This is a genomic window from Xanthomonas bonasiae (genome assembly GCF_017163705.1).
Lineage (GTDB): Bacteria > Pseudomonadota > Gammaproteobacteria > Xanthomonadales > Xanthomonadaceae > Xanthomonas_A > Xanthomonas_A bonasiae.
Map to the genome: position 1 here is coordinate 55,507 of NZ_JAFIWB010000008.1, position 18,226 is coordinate 73,732.

The 18,226-nt window shown below is 71.2% G+C and carries 13 protein-coding genes; 4 read left to right on the top strand and 9 right to left on the bottom strand.

The window, feature by feature from the left end:
• Window positions 1-23: 23 nt before the first annotated feature.
• Entirely contained in the window at window positions 24-3,041 is a 3,018-nt protein-coding gene (locus JR064_RS09915) for a ligand-binding sensor domain-containing diguanylate cyclase (RefSeq protein ID WP_206229611.1), read from the top strand.
• Between the two features lie 187 nt (window positions 3,042-3,228).
• On the opposite strand, the gene leuB is transcribed toward JR064_RS09915, so the two are convergent.
• The 9 genes from leuB to ilvC all read right to left on the bottom strand — a co-directional run bounded on the left by leuB (window position 3,229) and on the right by ilvC (window position 12,435).
• The gene (leuB, locus tag JR064_RS09920; protein WP_179567081.1) at window positions 3,229-4,320 is read right to left on the bottom strand and encodes a 3-isopropylmalate dehydrogenase; all 1,092 of its coding nucleotides are present in this window, start codon (window positions 4,318-4,320) and stop codon (window positions 3,229-3,231) included.
• Window positions 4,310-4,888: a 3-isopropylmalate dehydratase small subunit gene (leuD, locus tag JR064_RS09925; RefSeq protein ID WP_206229612.1), complete on the bottom strand. Its 579-nt coding sequence runs from the start codon at window positions 4,886-4,888 to the stop codon at window positions 4,310-4,312. The genes leuB and leuD overlap by 11 nt, the downstream gene beginning before the upstream one ends.
• Window positions 4,888-5,070 carry a hypothetical protein gene (locus JR064_RS09930; protein ID WP_179567077.1) on the bottom strand — a complete coding sequence of 61 codons (183 nt, stop codon included), beginning with the start codon at window positions 5,068-5,070 and terminating at the stop codon, window positions 4,888-4,890. The genes leuD and JR064_RS09930 overlap by 1 nt, the downstream gene beginning before the upstream one ends.
• Window positions 5,070-6,485, bottom strand: a complete 1,416-nt coding sequence (gene leuC / locus JR064_RS09935; RefSeq protein WP_179567075.1) for a 3-isopropylmalate dehydratase large subunit — start codon at window positions 6,483-6,485, stop codon at window positions 5,070-5,072. The genes JR064_RS09930 and leuC overlap by 1 nt, the downstream gene beginning before the upstream one ends.
• An 84-nt stretch (window positions 6,486-6,569) precedes the next feature.
• Complete coding sequence (locus JR064_RS09940) at window positions 6,570-8,129, bottom strand: 2-isopropylmalate synthase (RefSeq protein WP_179567073.1); 1,560 nt, start codon at window positions 8,127-8,129, stop codon at window positions 6,570-6,572.
• A complete protein-coding gene (locus tag JR064_RS09945; RefSeq protein ID WP_179568015.1) occupies window positions 8,126-9,232 on the bottom strand; it encodes a threonine dehydratase in 1,107 nt (368 codons plus the stop codon). The genes JR064_RS09940 and JR064_RS09945 overlap by 4 nt, the downstream gene beginning before the upstream one ends.
• Before the next feature lie 195 nt (window positions 9,233-9,427).
• Entirely contained in the window at window positions 9,428-9,676 is a 249-nt protein-coding gene (locus tag JR064_RS09950) for an ACT domain-containing protein (protein ID WP_179567071.1), read from the bottom strand.
• Window positions 9,660-11,381, bottom strand: coding sequence for an acetolactate synthase 2 catalytic subunit (ilvG, locus tag JR064_RS09955; protein WP_206229613.1), 1,722 nt, complete (start codon window positions 11,379-11,381; stop codon window positions 9,660-9,662). Before ilvG ends, JR064_RS09950 begins: the two co-directional genes overlap by 17 nt.
• Before the next feature lie 43 nt (window positions 11,382-11,424).
• Window positions 11,425-12,435, bottom strand: a complete 1,011-nt coding sequence (gene ilvC, locus JR064_RS09960; protein ID WP_185815328.1) for a ketol-acid reductoisomerase — start codon at window positions 12,433-12,435, stop codon at window positions 11,425-11,427.
• Window positions 12,436-12,958: 523 nt separating this feature from the next.
• Here ilvC and JR064_RS09965 point away from each other — a divergent pair.
• From JR064_RS09965 to ggt, 3 genes are all read left to right on the top strand, one after another.
• The gene (locus tag JR064_RS09965; RefSeq protein WP_191824525.1) at window positions 12,959-13,594 is read left to right on the top strand and encodes an ECF-type sigma factor; all 636 of its coding nucleotides are present in this window, start codon (window positions 12,959-12,961) and stop codon (window positions 13,592-13,594) included.
• Window positions 13,591-16,341, top strand: a complete 2,751-nt coding sequence (locus JR064_RS09970) for a serine/threonine-protein kinase (RefSeq protein WP_206229614.1) — start codon at window positions 13,591-13,593, stop codon at window positions 16,339-16,341. The genes JR064_RS09965 and JR064_RS09970 overlap by 4 nt, the downstream gene beginning before the upstream one ends.
• Before the next feature lie 136 nt (window positions 16,342-16,477).
• Window positions 16,478-18,193, top strand: coding sequence for a gamma-glutamyltransferase (gene ggt / locus JR064_RS09975; RefSeq protein WP_241092978.1), 1,716 nt, complete (start codon window positions 16,478-16,480; stop codon window positions 18,191-18,193).
• Window positions 18,194-18,226 lie beyond the last annotated feature (33 nt).

The following is an 18,226-nucleotide window of genomic DNA, read 5'->3' on the forward strand; positions in this document are numbered from 1 at the left end:
CCGAGGGCATGATTCGGGAAGCAATGGAGCAGGGGGACCGGCGTCACACTACCATCGGCAGCGCACCTGCGCTGCGCCGACGCCTGCGCGGGCGCATCGGTTTGTTCCTGATGCTGCTGTGCGCCTGCTCCGCGGCAGGTGCCGCCGTGGCCCAGGCAACGCGGCCGGTGACCGCGGGCAGCATCACCGACCGGCCGACGGTGGTGCGCTGGACGATGGACGAAGGCCTGCCGCACAACCTGGTGCATGCGCTGGCGCAGGACCGCGACGGCCTGCTGTGGATCGGCACCTGGGAAGGCGTGGCGCGCTTCGATGGCCGCGCCTTCACCGTGTTCGACCGGCAGAACACGCCGGGCATGGAGATGTCCGGCGTGTTCGCGATCGTGCCCGAACGCGACGGCGGGGTGCTGGTCGGTACCGCCTACGACGGCGTATTCCGCTATGCCGGCGGCGCCTGGGAGCACCTGGGCGATGCGCGTGCGCAGCGGCTGCAGGTGGCGTCGATGCTGCGCGACCGCGACGGTGTGCTGTGGGTCGGCAGCGAGGACGGCCTGTTCCGGATCGAGGCCGATGGCCGCCTGACCGCGGCCGGTGCCGCCGCCGGGCTGCCGAAGACCCGGATCGCCGCGCTGCTGCAGCAGGCCGATGGCAGCGTGCTGGTCGGCACCGCGCAGGGGCTGTTCCGCCTCGACCCGGCCACCGGCCGTGCGCGGCGTTGGGGGCGGACGGAGGCGATGCGCACGGCGCCGGTACGGCGGCTGAGCCGCGACCGCGACGGCGGGCTGCTGGTCGCCGGCGACGCCGGCGTGTTCTGGCTGCACGCCGATGGCGCGCTGCAGTGGTTGCGCCAGGGCCAGCGCGTGGATGCCGCGTTGCAGGGTCGCCAGGGCCAGGTGTGGACCAGCCTGTCCAGCGGCCAGTTGCTGCGGCGCTCGTCGAGCGGGGTCAGCGAGGAGATGCTGTCGATCTCCGGCGTGGTCAGCCCGGCGCTGATCGAGGACCGCGAAGGCCTGATCTGGGCCGGCAGCACCGACGGCCTGTTCCGCATCGCCGTGGGCGATGCCGGCGGCCTGACCCGGCACGACGGCCTCGGCGGCGACTACGTGCGCGTAGTGCAGCAGAGCGCCGATGGCGCGGTCTGGGTCGGCCATGCCGCCGGCCTCGATCGCTGGCAGCACGGCCGCATCGCCACGTTGCGCATCGCCGCCGCCGGTCGCGATCCGTCGGTGCTGGCGCTGGCCGCGGCCAACGATGGCGGCATGTGGGTCGGTACCTACAACCAGGGAGTGCTGTTGCTGGCGCCCGACGGTGCGGTCCGGCAACGGCTCGGCACCGAGGCCGGCATCCCGCAGGCCATGGTGCGGGCGCTGTTGCAGGATGCGGACGGCGGGCTGTGGGTCGGCGGCAACGCCGGCCTGGCCTATCGCAACCGTGGCCGCACCCGCCTGTACACCCTGGCCGATGGGCTGCCGGCGCGGCAGGTGCAGGCGCTGTACCGCGATCGCGCCGGCGTGCTGTGGATCGGCACCAGCGACGGCATCGCGGCGCTGTCGGCCGACGGCACGCTGCGCCGCTGGCCCGCCGGCGCCGCGTTCCCCGCGCACAACGCGTTCGATTTCCTGGAGGATGCCGGCGGCGCGCTGTGGATCGCCAGCGACCGCGGCCTGCTGCGGTTGCGCGACGGCCGCTTCCGCACCTACGACCATCGCGTCGGGTTGCCGCGCGACAAGCTGTTCCGGGTCATCGACGATGGCCAGGGCCATCTGTGGGTGACCAGCAACCAGGGCGTGTTCCGCATCGCCCGCGACAGCATCGCGCAGCTCGATGCCGGGCGCCGCACGCAACTGGCGGTGGACGTGGTCGATCGCAGCGACGGCATGCCCGGCAGCCAGGGCAACGGCAGCAGCGCGCCCGCCGGCTGGCTGAGCCGCGACGGCATCTTGCTGATCCCGACTTCAGCCGGCCTGGCGCTGATCGACCCGGCGCTGCCCAGCCGGCATTCGCTGCGCGCGCCGGCGGTGGTGATCGAGCGGCTGCAGGTCGATGGCCGCGAGCAGCCGCTGCGCGCCGACTACCGCTTGCCCGGCAGCGTCGGCCGGCTCAGCGTCGACTACGCCGGCTTGAGCTTCCGCTCGCCGGACAAGGTGCGCTACCGCTATCGCCTGCATGGCTTCGACCGGCAATGGATCGATGCCGGCAGCAGCGAGGAGGCGGTCTATACCAACCTGCCGCCTGGCGACTACCGGCTGGAAGTGCAGGCGACCACCAATGCGATGGACTGGTCGCGCAGCGATCTGGTGGGGCGCGCCTCGCTGCAGCTGGACGTGGTGCCGCCGTTCTGGCAGCGCGGTCCGTTCGTGGTGATCGCGGCGATCGCGTTCAGCGGCCTGTTGCTGTGGTGGTACCGCGGCCGCAGCCATCGCTACCTGCGCCGTCAGCGCCGGCTCAATCGCATCATCGCCGAGCGCACCCACGAGCTGCGCGCGAAGAACCTGGCGCTGAAGCTGGCCGATTTCGAACGCGAGGAGCTGGTGCGCAAGCTCGCCTACCAGGCCGGCCACGACGCGCTGACCGGCCTGCCGAACCGGCGCACCGCCGATCCGCACCTGACCGCGGCGCTGGAGCACGCGCGGGCCACGCAAACGCCGCTGTGCGTGGCGCTGCTGGACATCGACAACTTCAAGCGGATCAACGACAGCTACGGCCACGAGATCGGCGACGAAGTGCTGCGCCGGGTCGGCGAGGTGCTGCGCGCCACGCTCGGCGAACACGCCTTCGCCGCGCGCCACGGCGGCGAGGAGTTCCTGCTGGTGTTGCCGGGCCTGGACCGCGAACAGGCGCGGGCGCGGCTGGACGACCTGCGCCACCGCGTCGCCGCGATCGTGGTCCACGATGTCGATGGGCGCACGGTGCAGTGCACGGCCAGCGTCGGTTTCGCCTGTGTCAGCCCGGCGCTGCAGAGCCGGCGCGAATTGCTGGTGCTGGCCGACCAGCGCCTGTACCAGGCCAAGCACGAAGGCCGCGACCGGGTGGTCGGCTAGGGCGTAAAGCGCAGGTGCACCCTTGTAGGAGCCGCTTCAGCCGCGACACACAGCACGGCGAGCCTGCGGCGCGGAATCCTGTCGGGGCTGAAGCCCCTCCGACAGGAGAGATCCGCGCCGCCCGATGTGAGCGTTCGGCCGCTGCCTATCCGCGCAGTGGCCGAACGCAGTTACCAATCCCCAATCCCTACTCCCGAATCTCGGCTTCCACCGACCCATGCGCCTGCAACTGCTCCACCACCGCGCGCGCGGCCGCATTGGTGGAAATGCCGTGGCCCGGGGCGGCGAGGTCGGCGGTGAAGGCGTGCGCGTTGAGCGCGGCGTCCACCGCCTGCTCGATCGCCTCGGCTTCGGCGTTCAGGCCCAGCGAATGGCGCAGCAGCAGCGCGGCGCTGAGGATGGTGGCGTAGGGATTGGCAATGCCCTTGCCGGCGATGTCCGGGGCCGAGCCGTGGATCGGCTCGTACAGGCCGATTTTGCCTTCGCCCAGCGACGCCGACGGCAGCAGGCCCAGCGAACCGGCGAGCATCGACGCCTCGTCGGTGAGGATGTCGCCGAACATGTTCTCGGTGACGATCACGTCGTACTCGCGCGGCTTGGCCAGCAGGTGCATGGCCATCGAGTCGACCAGCTGGTGCTCCAGGCGCACGTCCGGGAATTCGTCGCGGCCGATGCGCGTGGCCACGTCGCGCCACAGCCGCGAGGTCTCCAGCACGTTGGCCTTGTCCACCGAGGTGACGTGGTTGCGGCGCTGCTGGGCCAGGCGGAACGCGCTGCGCAGGACCCGCTCGATCTCCTCGACGCTGTAGCGGCACAGGTCGCTGGCGTCGGTGGCGGTGCGGGTCTTGTCGCCGAAATAGATGCCGCCGGTCAGCTCGCGCACCACCACGATGTCCACGCCGGTGAGCAGGTGCGGCTTGATCGGCGAGGCGTCCAGCGCCGCCGGATGCGGCTTGACCGGGCGCAGGTTGGCGAACAGGCCCAGGCCGCGGCGGATCGCCAGCAGGCCCTGTTCGGGGCGGATCTTGGCGTTGGGATCGGACCACTTCGGCCCGCCGACCGCGCCCAGCAGCACCGCGTCGGCCTGCTGGCAGGCGGCCAGCGTCGCCGCCGGCAGCGGTTCGCCGTGGCGGTCGATGGCGATGCCGCCGATGTCGTGTTCGTGAAACTCGAACGTGTGCTGGTAGCGGCGGGCGATGGTGCGCAGCACCGAGACCGCGGCAGCGGCGACTTCGGGGCCGATGCCGTCGCCGGGCAGGACGACGATGTCAGCGTGCATGGGTGGCCTCGTACTGTTCGATGGCGGGTTGGCGCAGCAGCAGGTAGCCGAGTTCGTCGACGCCTTCGAGCAGGCAGGTCTGCGAGAACTCGTCGAGCGGGAACGGATAGACGCGGCCGTCGGGCGTGCGCAGTTCGCGCGCGGCCACGTCCACGGTCAGCGCATCGTCCGGGCGCTGCATCAGGGTCTGCACGTCGGCCTCGTCCAGCACGATCGGCAGCAGCCCGTTCTTGAGGCTGTTGTTGCGTAAGATGTCGGCGATCTCGCTGCTGACGATGGCGCGCAGGCCCAGGTCGGTCAGCGCCCACGGCGCATGTTCGCGCGAGGAGCCGCAGCCGAAGTTGCGCCCGGCCAGCAGGATCTGGCGGCCGGCGTTGTGCGGCTGGTTGAACGCGAACTCCGGGTTCGGCGTGCCGTCGGCCTGCCAGCGCCAGTCGTTGAACGCGTTGCGGCCGAGGCCGGCGCGCTCGGTGGTGGACAGGAACCGCGCCGGGATGATCTGGTCGGTGTCGATGTTGGTCTGGCGCAGCACCACGCTGGCCGAGGTGAGGGCAGCGAATCCGGCCATCAGCAGGTCTCCTGGGACACGGTGGCGGGAGCGGCGACGGCCGCGTCGGGCAGCGATGCCGGCGGCAGCGCCGGAGTGGGGACGTGCGGCGGCAACAGCGGCTTGCCGCGATGCGCGAAGGCGCGGGTGGTGGCGGCGACGAAGGTCAGCGTGGCCGCGAACGCGGCGATATGCGGCACCATCACGCGACCTCCGCGAACAGCGTGCGCGGGTCGCTGACCTTGCCGTTCACCGCGGCCCAGGCCGCAGTCATCGGCGACGCCAGCAAGGTGCGCGAGCCGGGACCCTGGCGGCCTTCGAAATTGCGGTTGCTGGTGCTCACCGCCAGTTGCCCCGGCGCGACCAGGTCGCCGTTCATGGCGATGCACATGGAGCAGCCGGATTCGCGCCACTCGGCGCCGGCGGCGCGCACCACCTCGTGGATGCCCTCGGCCTCGGCCTGGCGCTTGACGATCTCCGAGCCCGGCACCACCAGCATGCGCACGTTCGGCGCGACGCGGCGGCCGCGCAGCACCTGCGCCACTTCGCGCATGTCGCTGAGCCGGCCGTTGGTGCACGAGCCGACGAACACCACGTCCACCGGGGTGCCGATCAGCGCGTGGCCGGATTCGAAATGCATGTAGTCCAGGCCCTTCTGCGCGGCCGCGTCCTGCGCCGCCGGAATCGGCACGTCCACCGCGATCGCGGTGCCCGGGTGGGTGCCCCAGGTCAGGGTCGGGCGGATGTCGCGCGCGTCGATGCGCACGTCCACGTCGAAGCGCGCGCCCGGATCGCTGCGCAGCTGCGACCAGCGCTGCACCGCGGCGTCGAACTCCGCGCCCTTCGGACCGCGCGGGGTGTTCGCCATCCAGTCGAAGGTGACCTGGTCCGGCGCGACCATGCCGGCGCGCGCGCCGGCCTCGATCGACATGTTGCACAGGGTCATGCGCTGCTCCATGTCCATCGCCTCGATGGTGGAGCCGCGGTACTCGAGCACGTGGCCGGTGCCGCCGTTGACCCCGATCACGCCGATGATGTGCAGGATCACGTCCTTGGCGCCGACGCCCGGCGCCAGTGGCCCGTCGACGGTGATCGACATGGTCTTGGCCTTGCGCTGCAGCAGGCATTGCGTGGCCAGCACGTAGCCGACCTCGCTGGTGCCGATGCCGAACGCCAATGCCCCGAAAGCGCCATGCGTGGAGGTGTGGCTGTCGCCGCAGACGATGGTCATGCCGGGCTGGGTGAAGCCCTGCTCGGGCGCGATCACGTGCACGATGCCGCGATTGTCCGAGGCCATGTCGAACAGCTCGATGCCGTAGTCGGCGCAGTTGCGCGCGAGCATGTCCACCTGCGCTTCGGAGGCCTTGGTGTAGTACGGCAGCTTGCCGTCGGCGCCGCGCGGCAGGGTCGGCGTGGAATGGTCCATCGTCGCCTTGGTGCGGTCGGGACGGCGCGGCTTCAGGCCGCGCGCCTTCAGTTCGGTGAACGCCTGCGGCGAGGTCACCTCGTGGATCAGGTGCAGGTCGATGTACAGCACCGCCGGGGCGGTGCCGCTTTCGGGGACGACGACGTGCGCGTCCCACAGTTTGTCGTACAGGGTGCGGGGGGTCGAAGACATTACGGGACTACCTGGCAGGGACGCTGGGCAAGGATGGGGAGCGGTGAGAAGGGTGCATCGCGACGATGACGCTGGCGTGGCCGCTCAGGCGGCCGCCGTCGCGGCGCCGGCATGCGTGCCCTGGCGCTGGCGCAGCACGCGGTTGGCCACGTCCAGCCAGGCCAGCGCGCTGGCCTCGATGATGTCGCGGCTGGTGCCGCTGCCGTCGTATTCGGTCTCGCCGTGGCGCACGCTGAGGTTGGCCTCGCCGCGCGCGTCGGCGCCGATGCCGACGCTGTGCACCTGGTAGCTGTCCAGGGTCAGCTGCACGCCGGTGGCCGCGGCCAGCGCGGCGAACAGCGCATCCACCGGGCCGTCGCCTTCGGCGCGCTCGCTGACCCGCTGGCCATCCGGATCGGACAGCTCGACCTGCGCGCTGGCGCGCTGGCCGCGGTCGCTGACGGTCATCGACGACAGCCGGTAGCCCTGGCTTTCCGGCGCGTCCTGCATCATCGCCTGCAGGTCGGCGTCGTTGACCACGCGCTGCTGCTCGCACAGCGCCTTGAACGCCTCGAACGCCAGGTTCAGTTCGGCCTCTTCCAGCACGTAGCCCAGCGCGCGCAGGCGCTGCTCGACCGCGGCGCGGCCGCTGTGGCGGCCCAGCACCATCTGCGAGGACTCCCAGCCCACGTCTTCCGGACGCATGATCTCGTAGGTGCCGCGGTGGCGCAGCATGCCGTGCTGGTGGATGCCCGACTCGTGGGCGAAGGCGTTGCCGCCGACGATCGCCTTGTTGCGCTGTACCGGCATGCCGACCAGCCGCTGCAGCAGCTGCGAGCTGGCGACGATGCGCTGGGTGTTGATCGCGGTGTCGATCTCGTAGAACGCGTTGCGCACCTTCAGCGCCATCGCGATCTCTTCCAGCGCGCAGTTGCCGGCGCGCTCGCCGATGCCGTTGATGGTGCATTCCACCTGCCGCGCGCCGCCTTCCACCGCGGCCAGCGAGTTGGCCACGGCCAGGCCCAGGTCGTTGTGGCAGTGGGTGCTGAAGATCACCCGCTCGGCGCCGGGCACGCTGGCGATCAGCCGCGCGAACATGCCGCGGATCTCTTCCGGGGTGGTGAAGCCGACCGTGTCGGGCAGGTTGATGGTGGTGGCGCCGGCGGCGATCGCCACTGCGGTCACTTCGGCCAGGAAGTCTTCCTCGGTGCGGGTGGCGTCCTCGGCCGAGAACTCCACGTCGTCCACGTACTGGCGCGCCAGCGACACGTGCTTGCGCACCGATTCCAGCACCTGCTCGCGGCTCATCCGCAGCTTGTGCTCGCGGTGCAGCGGGCTGGTCGACAGGAACACGTGCAGGCGCGGCTTGGCCGCCGCCTCCAGCGCGCGCGCGGAGGTCTCGATGTCGGTGGCCAGGCAGCGCGACAGCACCGCCAGTGTCGGCTCGCGCAGTTCGCGGCCGATCAGCGCCATCGCCTCGCGGTCGGACTGCGAGCTGGCCGGGAAGCCGGTCTCGATGACGTCCACGCCCAGCTCGGCCAGGGCGCGCGCCATGACCAGCTTCTGCGGCGGGGTCATGCTGCAGCCGGGGGATTGCTCGCCGTCGCGCAGGGTGGTGTCGAAAATGCGGATGCGGGGGGTCTGGGAAGAAGGAGAAGTGTTCACCAGATGGTTTCCTCTACGGCGGCGGTGGCTGGCGGATGGGAGAGCGAAGACGCGGGGCGAGCGGGAGCGGGCGGGGCGGCGGCACGTTGGTTGCGAAGTCGCTCGGCATTGCGGCGGCGCGGCTTGCGTGGCGCGCGCGGGCGCACCTCCGACAGCAGCGTCGCCAGCACGCCGGCGTCGATGTTGCCACCGGACACCACCGCGCATTTGCGCTTGCCGGAGACGCGGCGGCCGGCCGCCAGGGCCAGCGCGCCGGCGCCCTCGGCGATGACGTGCTCCTCCAGCGCCAGGCGGACCAGCGTTTCGCGCAGTTCCGCCTCGCGCACGATCACCACGTCGTCGAGCAGGCTGGCGCACAGCCGGCGGGTGATGAACCCGGGGATTTTAACCTTGACGCCGTCGGCCAGGGTGGGCACCGGGTCGATCGCGCGGATATCGCCGCGGATCGCCCGCGCCATGGAATCCACGCCCTCGACCTGCGCGCCGACGATGCGCACGCCCTGCGAGCGCAGCGCCAGGGCCACGCCGGAGGCCAGGCCGCCGCCGCCGATCGGCACGATGACCACGTCCGGGGCGTGCGCGGCCAACTCGATGCCGACCGTGCCCTGGCCGGCGATCACGTCCGGGTCGTCGAACGCGGACAGGAAGCGGTAGCCGTTCTGCTCGGCCAGTTCGCGGGCGAAGGCGTAGGCCTCGTCGTAGCTGTCGCCATGCTGGCGCACGGTGGCGCCCCAGTGGGCGACGCCGGCGATCTTGGTCTGCGGCGCGCCGTGCGGCATCACCGTGATCGCCTGCACGCCCAGCCGGTGCGCGGCCCAGGCCACGCCCTGCGCATGGTTGCCGGCCGAGGCGCAGATGATGGTGCGCTCGTCGCCGCGCTCCAGCCCGGCCAGCAGCGCATTCAGCGCGCCGCGCACCTTGTAGGAGCCGGTGCGCTGCAGGTTCTCCAGCTTCAGCCACACGCCGAAACGCTCGGCGTAGTGCACCGGCGTCGGCGGCAGGTAGCGGCGCAGCCGCGCCTGCGCGGCCAGCACGTCGGCGACGCTGACCGCTACGTCGCCTACGTCGGGTTCCTGCGGGGCGGGGCGGCCGGTGTCAGGCATGAAGGGGCCGGGATTGGGGATTGGGGAGTAGGGATTCGACATGCGAATCCTGTGCCCGAAGAAGCGACCTCCCTGGAAGAAGACTCCTCCGCGTGAGGGCATGGCGCTGGCGGATCGCCTGCGTGGCAGCGGCGACCGCGCCGTCGTCGGCGCGCTTGCCGATTCCCGATTCCCGATTCCCCACTCCCAGCCCGATCATGGCACCACGTCCAACGCAGTCACCCGCACCGACTCGCAGTCGTACACCTTCTCCATCTGCAGGCGCAGGCTCTCGCCGGGGCGGGTGCCGTCCACCACCATCTGCAGGTGCCAGCGGCCGGCATCGTCGGCCACCGGCGCGCCGCTGATCGACAGCGGCGCGAAGCCGCGCCGTTCGGCCATGCCGATCGCGCGCAGCAGCGCGCCTTCGGCCGGCTTCAGCACCAGGTCAAGCTGGTATCGCATGGGGGATCTCCTGGCGCTGGGTCGCGGGGTTGCTCTCCAGCATGGTGCTGTTGGCGGTGTTCGGCGGCACCAGCGGCCACACGTTGGCGCGCGCGTCGATGGCCACGTGCAGCAGCGCCGGGCCCGGCTGCGCCAGCAGCTCGGCCAGCCCGTCCTCGACCTGGCCGCGCGCGGTGATGCGCTTGGCCGGGATGCCGAACACCTGCGCCAGCGCGGCGAAGTCCGGGTTGTCGGACAGGTCGATCTCGCTGTAGCGCTCGGCGAAGAACAGCTCCTGCCACTGCCGCACCATGCCCAGCGAACTGTTGTCCAGCAGCACGATCTTCACCGGCAGCTTGCAGCGCGCGATGGTCACCAGCTCCTGCACGTTCATCATGAAACTGCCGTCGCCGCTGACCAGCACCACGGTGCGGTCGGGGCAGGCGAACTGCGCGCCCATCGCCGCCGGCAGGCCGAAGCCCATCGTGCCCAGCGCGCCGCTGGTCAGGTGGTTGCGCGGATGGTTGAAGCGGCAATGCTGGGCCACCCACATCTGGTGCTGGCCGACGTCGCAGGCGATCACGGTGTCGGCCGGGGCCAGCTCGCTCAGCCGCTTCAGCAGGCCGGGCGCGTAGATGTCGTCGCCCGGCGCGTCGTAGCGGGCGCCGAACTTCTCGCGATGGCCGACGCAGCGCGCGTGCCACGCCTCGCAGGTGCTGGTCGCCGCGCTCAGCGCGCGCAGCGCTTCGGCCACGTCGCCGGGCACGGCGATGTCGGCATGGCGCAGCTTGGAGATCTCGCAGGCGTCGGCATCCAGGTGGATGACCCGCGCGAACGGGGCGAACTCGGCCAGCTTGCCGGTGGCGCGGTCGTCGAAGCGCGCGCCGACCACGATCAGCAGGTCCGACTCCTGCACCGCCATGTTGGCGGCGCGGGTGCCGTGCATGCCGAGCATGCCCAGGTAGTGCGGATGCCCGTGCGGCAGTGCGCCCAGCCCGCGCAGGGTCAGCACGGTGGGGATGCGGGTGATGTCGACGAACTGGCGGAACGCGTCCACCGCATCGGCCAGGGCGATGCCGCCGCCGCCGTAGATCACCGGCTTGTCGGCGCCGGCGATCGCCGCCAGCGCCTCGGCCAGGGCCGCGGCGTGCGGCGCCGGCGGGGTCGGCACCGCGGCCGGCACATGGTCGGGCAGGTGCGAGGCGTCGCCCAGTTGCACGTCCTTGGGCAGATCGATCAGCACCGGCCCCGGACGCCCTTCGCGGGCGATGCGGAACGCGTCGCGCACCACCTGCGGCAGGTCGTCCACGCGGCGCACCAGGAAGCTGTGCTTGACGATCGGCAGGGTCAGCCCGAACACGTCCAGTTCCTGGAACGCGTCGGTGCCCAGCAGCGGCGTGGCGACCTGCCCGGTCAGGCAGATCATCGGCACCGAGTCCAGCATCGCGTCGGCGATGCCGGTGACCAGGTTGGAGGCGCCCGGACCGGACGTGGCGACGCAGACCCCAACTCGTCCGCTGGCGCGGGCGTAGCCGTTGGCGGCCAGCGCCGCGCCCTGCTCGTGGCGGACCAGGATGTGCTTGAGCTGGCTGTCTACCAGCGCGTCGTAGAACGGCATGATGGTGCCGCCCGGATAGCCGAACAGCGTGTCCACGCCTTCGGCTTCCAGGGCCTGCGTCAGCCAGCGCGCGCCGTTGCGGGGCGTGCCGTGAGCGGAGGAGTTCATACGGTGGCGACCTTTCGGTGAAAGCGGGTGGGGGAGCCGCGGGTTACGCGGCTTGCTGGCCGGTCGCGGCCGGCTTGGCGGCAGCGGCGTCGCCGTTCAGCCAGACCATCTTGGCGCGCAGCTGCTTGCCGACCACTTCGATCGGGTGCTCCAGGTCGGCCTGCTTGAACTTGTTGTAGTTCGGCAGGCCGGCTTCGTATTCGGCGACCCAGTTCTTGGTGAAGGTGCCGTTCTGGATGTCGGTCAGCACGTCGCGCATGCGCTCCTTGGTGGCCGCGTCGATGACCCGCGGGCCGCTGACGTAGTCGCCGTACTGCGCGGTCTCGGAGACGAACTCGAGCATGCGGGTGATGCCGCCTTCGTAGAACAGGTCCACGATCAGCTTCAGTTCGTGCAGCACTTCGTAGTAGGCGATTTCCGGCTGGTAGCCGGCTTCCACCAGCACTTCGAAGCCGGCCTGGACCAGCGACGAGGCGCCGCCGCACAGCACCGCCTGCTCGCCGAACAGGTCGGTCTCGGTCTCTTCCTTGAAGGTGGTCTTGATCAGGTTGGCGCGCGCGCCGCCCAGGCCGGCGGCGTACTCGAGCGCGAACTGCTCGGCCTTGCCGCTCTTGTCCTGATACACCGCCCAGATGCACGGCACGCCGCGGCCGATCTCGTACTCGCGGCGCACCAGCGCGCCCGGGCCCTTCGGCGCGACCAGCACCACGTCCAGGTCGGCGCGCGGCTTGATCATGTCGAAATGCACGTTCAGCCCGTGCGCGAACAGCAGGCAGGCGCCCTGCTTCATGTTCGGCGCCAGCACCTCGTCGTACAGCTTCTTCTGCACCATGTCCGGGGTCAGCACCGCGACCAGGTCGGCGTCCTTGACCGCCTCGGCGGGGCTCTTCACCACGAAGCCGTCGGCCTGCGCCTTGGCTTCGGTCGGACCGCCCGCGCGCAGGCCGACGGTGACGTCGAAGCCGGACTCGCGCAGGTTCAGCGCGTGGGCGCGGCCCTGGCTGCCGTAACCGACGATGGCGATCTTGGTGGTGGGCTGGGCGGAACTGGTCATGGTGCGGATTTCCTCGGGACGGTGTGGGTAGGAAGGGAAGCTTGCGTTTCGCGGTTACTAAAATGAAAAACCCCGCGCCGTTGCCGGTGCGGGGTCTGATCGAATCCAGGCTGCTTGTCGCTTACACGCCGGTTCGTCCCGCACTTGTGGGCGAGGTAATAAGCACGAGTACGAGGAGCGACGCGGCGGCGTCCGCGCGCAGCGCGGCGGGCAGGCGGGTCGGCTTCGGGCTGGTGTGGCGATGCAACATGCAGCGAGATAAACATGGCCTTTGCGGGGCTGTCAACCCTGCCGCCGGCGCGCAACCGCGAATGTGCCGAAAGCCGCACCAACACAGCATCGTTACGCCTGAAACGGTGCGCCGGCGCAGTGCGCGCGCGGCCGATTGCGCGGAAAATCGGCGCGTCCCGGGCCTGCCACGCGGTGTCAACAGGCGGCCGCCCTCCTGCGGTAATCTGGCGCGGCTGCCACGGCCCGGCCGTTGCCGGCCACCTTCAATCACTCCCGTTCGACGATCCGGCGCATGCATTCCGAATCTCTTCCCGTGGCGGTCGCTCCGCGCAAGGCCTCCGCGTCGGCCGTGGCCGAGAGCGAGCAGGTCACCAGCCTGCTGCAGCGCTGGCGCAGCGGCGACGCGCAGGCCGAAACGCAATTGCTGGAACTGGTCTATGCCGCGCTGCGCGAGATGGCCGCCGCGCGCATGGCGGCGCGCCAGGGCGACGCCTTGCTGCAGCCGACCGCGCTGGTCCACGAAGCCTTGCTGCGCATGCTCGACGCCGATGTGGAGTACCGCGACCGGGTGCATTTCTTCGCCCTGGCCTCGCTGAAGATGCGCGCGGTGCTGGTCGACTACGCGCGCGCCAACCTGGCCGCCAAGCGCGGCGGCGGGGCGATGATGATGACCCTGTCGCATGCCGACCGCGACGGCGCCGCGCCCAGCGAGGAATACCAGGTGCTGGCCCTGCACCAGTCGCTGCAGCGCTTCGCCGGTTTCGACCCGCGCGCGGCGCATGCGGTGGAGCTGGCCTATTTCGGCGGCATGACCCACGACGAGATCGCCTGCCTGCTGGAGGTGTCGGTGCCGACCGTCGAGCGCGACCTGCGCATCGCCCGCGCCTGGCTCAAGCGCGAACTCAGCGCCGATCCGGGCCGCCCATGAGCGAGGAACGCTGGCAACAGGTGCGCCAGCTGTTCGAATCGGTCTGCGACCTGCCGCCGGCGCAGTGGCAGCCGACCCTGGAGCGGCTCAGCCAGGATCCGGCGCTGGTGCAGGAGGCGCTGGCCCTGCTCGCCGCGCAGACCGTGCAGTTGCAGCAGTTGGCCGCGCCGTTGCGGGCGCTGGCCGGACGCATGGCCGCGCCGGAACTGGGCGTGGGCGACCGGCTCGGCCCGTGGCGGCTGACCCGCTTCCTGGCCAGCGGCGGCATGGGCAGCGTGTTCGTCGCCGAGCGCGCGGACGAGCAGTATCAGCGGCAGGTGGCGGTGAAACTGCTGCGTGGCCTGCCCGACGCGCTGACCGCGCAGCGGCTGGCCGCCGAACGGCAGATCCTGGCCAGCCTGCAGCATCCCAATATCGCGCGCCTGTACGACGGCGGCGCCACCCCGGGCGGGCAGCCGTACCTGGTGATGGAGTACGTCGACGGCATTGCCCTGGACCGCTATCTGCAAGAGCAGGCGCCGGACCTGCCGGCGCGGCTGCAGCTGTTCCTGCGCATCTGTCGCGCGGTGCAGGCGGCGCACCAGCGCCTGGTGCTGCATTGCGACCTGAAGCCGGGCAACGTGCTGGTGCGCGCCGACGGCGAGCCGGTGCTGCTGGACTTCGGCATCGCCCGGCTGCAGGACGCGGCCGACGGTGCCGAGCGCGGCCGCTTCTGCACGCCGCCCTACGCCAGCCCGGAACTGCTGGCCGGGCAGCCGGTGGGCGTGGCCGGCGACGTCTACAGCCTGGGCGTGATGCTGATCGAAGTGCTGTCCGGGCAGCGCCTGCCGGCGCAGACCGGGGCCGGCGCGGCGTGTCCGCGGCCCAGCGCGCTGGCGCGGCTTCCTGCCTTGCGCCGGCGCCTGCGCGGCGATCTCGACGCGATCGCGGCCAAGGCCTGCGCGCAGGATCCGGCGCAGCGCTATGCCAACGTCGCCGAACTGGCCACCGATCTGCAGCGCCATCTCGGCCACCGCCCGGTGCAGGCGCGCCGCGGCGGCCGCCGCTATGCGCTGGCCCGCCTGCTGCGCCGGCGCTGGCGCGAAAGCGCGGTGGCTGCGGCGGTGCTGCTGCTCAGCGCCGGCTTCATGTGGCGCCTGCTGGAGACCCGCGCGCAGGCGCAGCGCGAGGCGGCGATCGCGCAGCAGGTCAGCCAGTTCATGACCGACGCGTTCGATGCCGCCGACCCGCGCAGCCGCGGCGCGCAGGGCACCGCGACGATCAGCGCGCAGCAGGTGTTGGACCGCTCCGCCGCGCAGCTCGACCGGGGCCTGGCGCAATCGCCGGCCGTGCGCGCGCGGCTGCGCGCCACGCTCGGCCGCGCCTACCTGAACCTGGGCCAGGAAGCGCGTGCCGAGGCGTTGCTGCGCCAGGCCGCGCGCGAACTGGGCAGCGCCCAGGTGGACGAACCGGCGTCGGCATCGCAGGCGCTCAGCGACCTGGCGGTGCTGCTGTACAACCAAGATCATGGCGATGCGGCGCTGGCGGCGGCGACCGAGGCGCTGCGCCTGGCCGAACGCAGCGAAGCGCGCGACCCCCTGGCCAAGGCGACCAATGCGTTGGGCCTGGCCTTGAGCCGTGTCGGCCGCGCCGACGAGGCGGTGGCGATGCTGCAGCGTTCGCTGGCGCTGCGCATGCAGCCGGGAGTGAAGACCGACGGCGGCCCGTCGACGGCAATGCACAACCTGGGCCAGGTGTTCAAGGCCAAGGGCGACCAAGTGCAGGCCGAGCAGTGGTACCGGCGCGCGCTGGCGCTGAAGGAACGCGAATTCGGCGTGCGCAGCGTCGACTACCTGCACAGCGCCGAAGGCCTGGCGAAGGCGCTGGCCGCGCGTGGCGCCTTGCCCGAGGCGAGCGCGCTGATGCAGCGCAACCTGGAGCTGGCGCGCGCGCTGTACGGCGCGCACAGTCCGCTGCTGGCCGATGCGGAAAACGAACTGGCGTCGGTGTACCAGGATGCCGGCGATTTCGCCGCCGCACGCACGCACTATCTGCAGGCGCTGGCGATGCTGCCGGCGCTGGGCCTGGCGCAAAGCGTCGACCATGCGCGCTATCTCAACAACCTGGCCACGCTCGAGGAATCGCGCGGCGACCTGGCGGCGGCCGAAGACCTGTATCGGCAGTCCTGGCAGATCCGCCGCCAGCGTCTGGACGCGGACGATCCGATGACGCTCAACGCCGAAGGCAACCTCGGCCGCATGCTGCTGCGCCAGGACCGGCTGGGCGAGGCCGAGCCGCTGCTGCGGCATGCCTACGCGGGCATGGCGCGGCTGTATCCCGCCGATCATCCGCGGCAACTGGTGCAGCGCCTGAGCCAGGTGGAGCTGCGCATGCGCCGCGGCGAGCTGGCGCGCGCGCAACGCGAACTGGACGCGCTGCGGCCGGCGGCCGGCTGGCCATCGACGCAGCTGCAGCGGCGCCGCGACATGTTGGCCGCGGAACTGGCGCAGCGCGCCGGCGACCGCGCCGCGGCGCTGCGCGGCTGGGAACGGGTGGTGCAGGCGAACCAGGCCGAACTGGGCAGCGCGGCGGTGCCCACCGCGATGGCGCGGGTGTCGCTGGCCGAAGCCCTGCTCGCCGTGGAGCGGCGCGACGAAGCGCGTGCGCAGCTGCAACAGGCGCGTCCGGTGCTGGTCGCGCAGCTGGCGCCGCAGGCCGAGTTGCTGCGGCGGCTGGACGCCGGGCAACAGACGCTGGCGCTGCGCTGAGCGGGCGCGCGGCGCACGCAGCGCCGATACGTGCGCGGTCGCAGGCGCTCCCGTCGAGAGGGCGGATACGCCGCCGCAGCTGCGCGCGCGGCTCCGCTCGGGTAGGGTGGCGCGGTATCCGCTGTGGGGAATGCGCATGTCCGTTTCGAAGTTTTCCGTGGCATGCCTGGCGCTCGCGCTGGGCCTGCCGTCGCTGGCCGCTGCGGCCGACCGCGTCACCGGCCAGGCGTTCGCCACGCGCTCGGAAGTGATCGCGCCGCACGCGATGGCCGCCACCTCGCAGCCGCTGGCCACGCAGATCGCGCTGGACACGATGAAGGCCGGCGGTTCGGCGGTGGATGCGGCGATCGCCGCCAACGCCGCGCTCGGACTGATGGAACCGACCGGCAACGGCGTCGGCGGCGACCTGTTCGCGATCGTGTGGGATCCGAAGACCCACAAGCTCTACGGCTACAACGGTTCGGGCCGTTCGCCCAAATCGCTGACCCTGGCCGAGTTCCAGCGCCGCGGCTTGAAGGACATTCCGCCGACCGGGCCGCTGCCGGTGTCGGTGCCGGGCGCGGTGGACGGCTGGTTCGCGCTGCACGAACGCTTCGGACGCCGGCCGATGGCGCAGAACCTGGCGCCGGCGATCCGCTACGCCCGCGAGGGCCACCCGGTGGCCGAGACGATCGCCTATTACTGGGACCGCTCGGTGCCGCGGCTGTCGCAGTATCCCGGCTTCAAGGAACAGTTCACCATCGACGGCCATGCGCCGCGCAAGGGCGAGCTGTGGAAGAACCCGAACCTGGCCAATACGCTGCAGCAGATCGCCGACGGCGGCCGCGACGCGTTCTACAAGGGGCCGATCGCGCGCACCATCGATGCCTATTTCAAGGCCAACGGCGGCTTCCTGAGCTACGACGACCTGGCCAGCCACCACGGCGAATGGGTCGAGCCGGTCAGCAGCAACTATCGCGGCTACGACGTGTGGGAACTGCCGCCCAACAGCCAGGGCATCGCCGCGCTGCAGATGCTCAACATCCTGGAGGGCTACGACTTCTCCAAGATCCCGTTCGGCTCGGCCGAGCACATCCACCTGTTCACCGAGGCCAAGAAACTGGCCTTCGCCGACCGCGCGCGCTTCTACGCCGATCCGGCGTTCCAGCCGGCGCCGCTGGCCAAGCTGATTTCCAAGGACTACGCCGCGCAGCGCCGTGCGCTGATCTCGATGGACAAGGCCCTGAAGGAAGTGCAGCCGGGCACGCCCAAACAGTTGGAGGAAGGCGACACCATCTACCTGACCGTGGCCGATGCCGACGGCATGATGGTGTCGCTGATCCAGTCCAACTACCGCGGCATGGGCAGCGGCATGGCGCCGCCGGGGCTGGGCTTCATCCTGCAGGACCGCGGCGAGATGTTCGTGCTCAAGAAGGACCATCCCAACGGCTACGCGCCGGGCAAGCGCCCGTTCCAGACCATCATCCCGGCGTTCGTGACCAAGGACGGCAAGCCGTGGCTCAGCTTCGGCGTGATGGGCGGGGCGATGCAGCCGCAAGGGCATGTGCAGATCGTGATGAACCTGATCGATTTCCACATGAACTTGCAGGAAGCCGGCGATGCGCCGCGGATCCAGCACGAAGGGTCGACCGAACCGACCGGGCAGGCCACGGCGATGAGCGACGGCGGCGAACTGAATCTGGAAACCGGGTTTTCCTACGACGCGATCCGCGCGCTGATGCGCAAGGGCCACCGCGTGATCTTCGCCGACGGCCCGTACGGCGGCTACCAGGCGATCGCGCGCGACCCGGTCAGCGGCGTGTACTACGGCGCCTCGGAAAGCCGCAAGGACGGGCAGGCCGCAGGCTACTGAGCCTGCGCCGCGGCAGTGCCGCGGCCGGCTCGC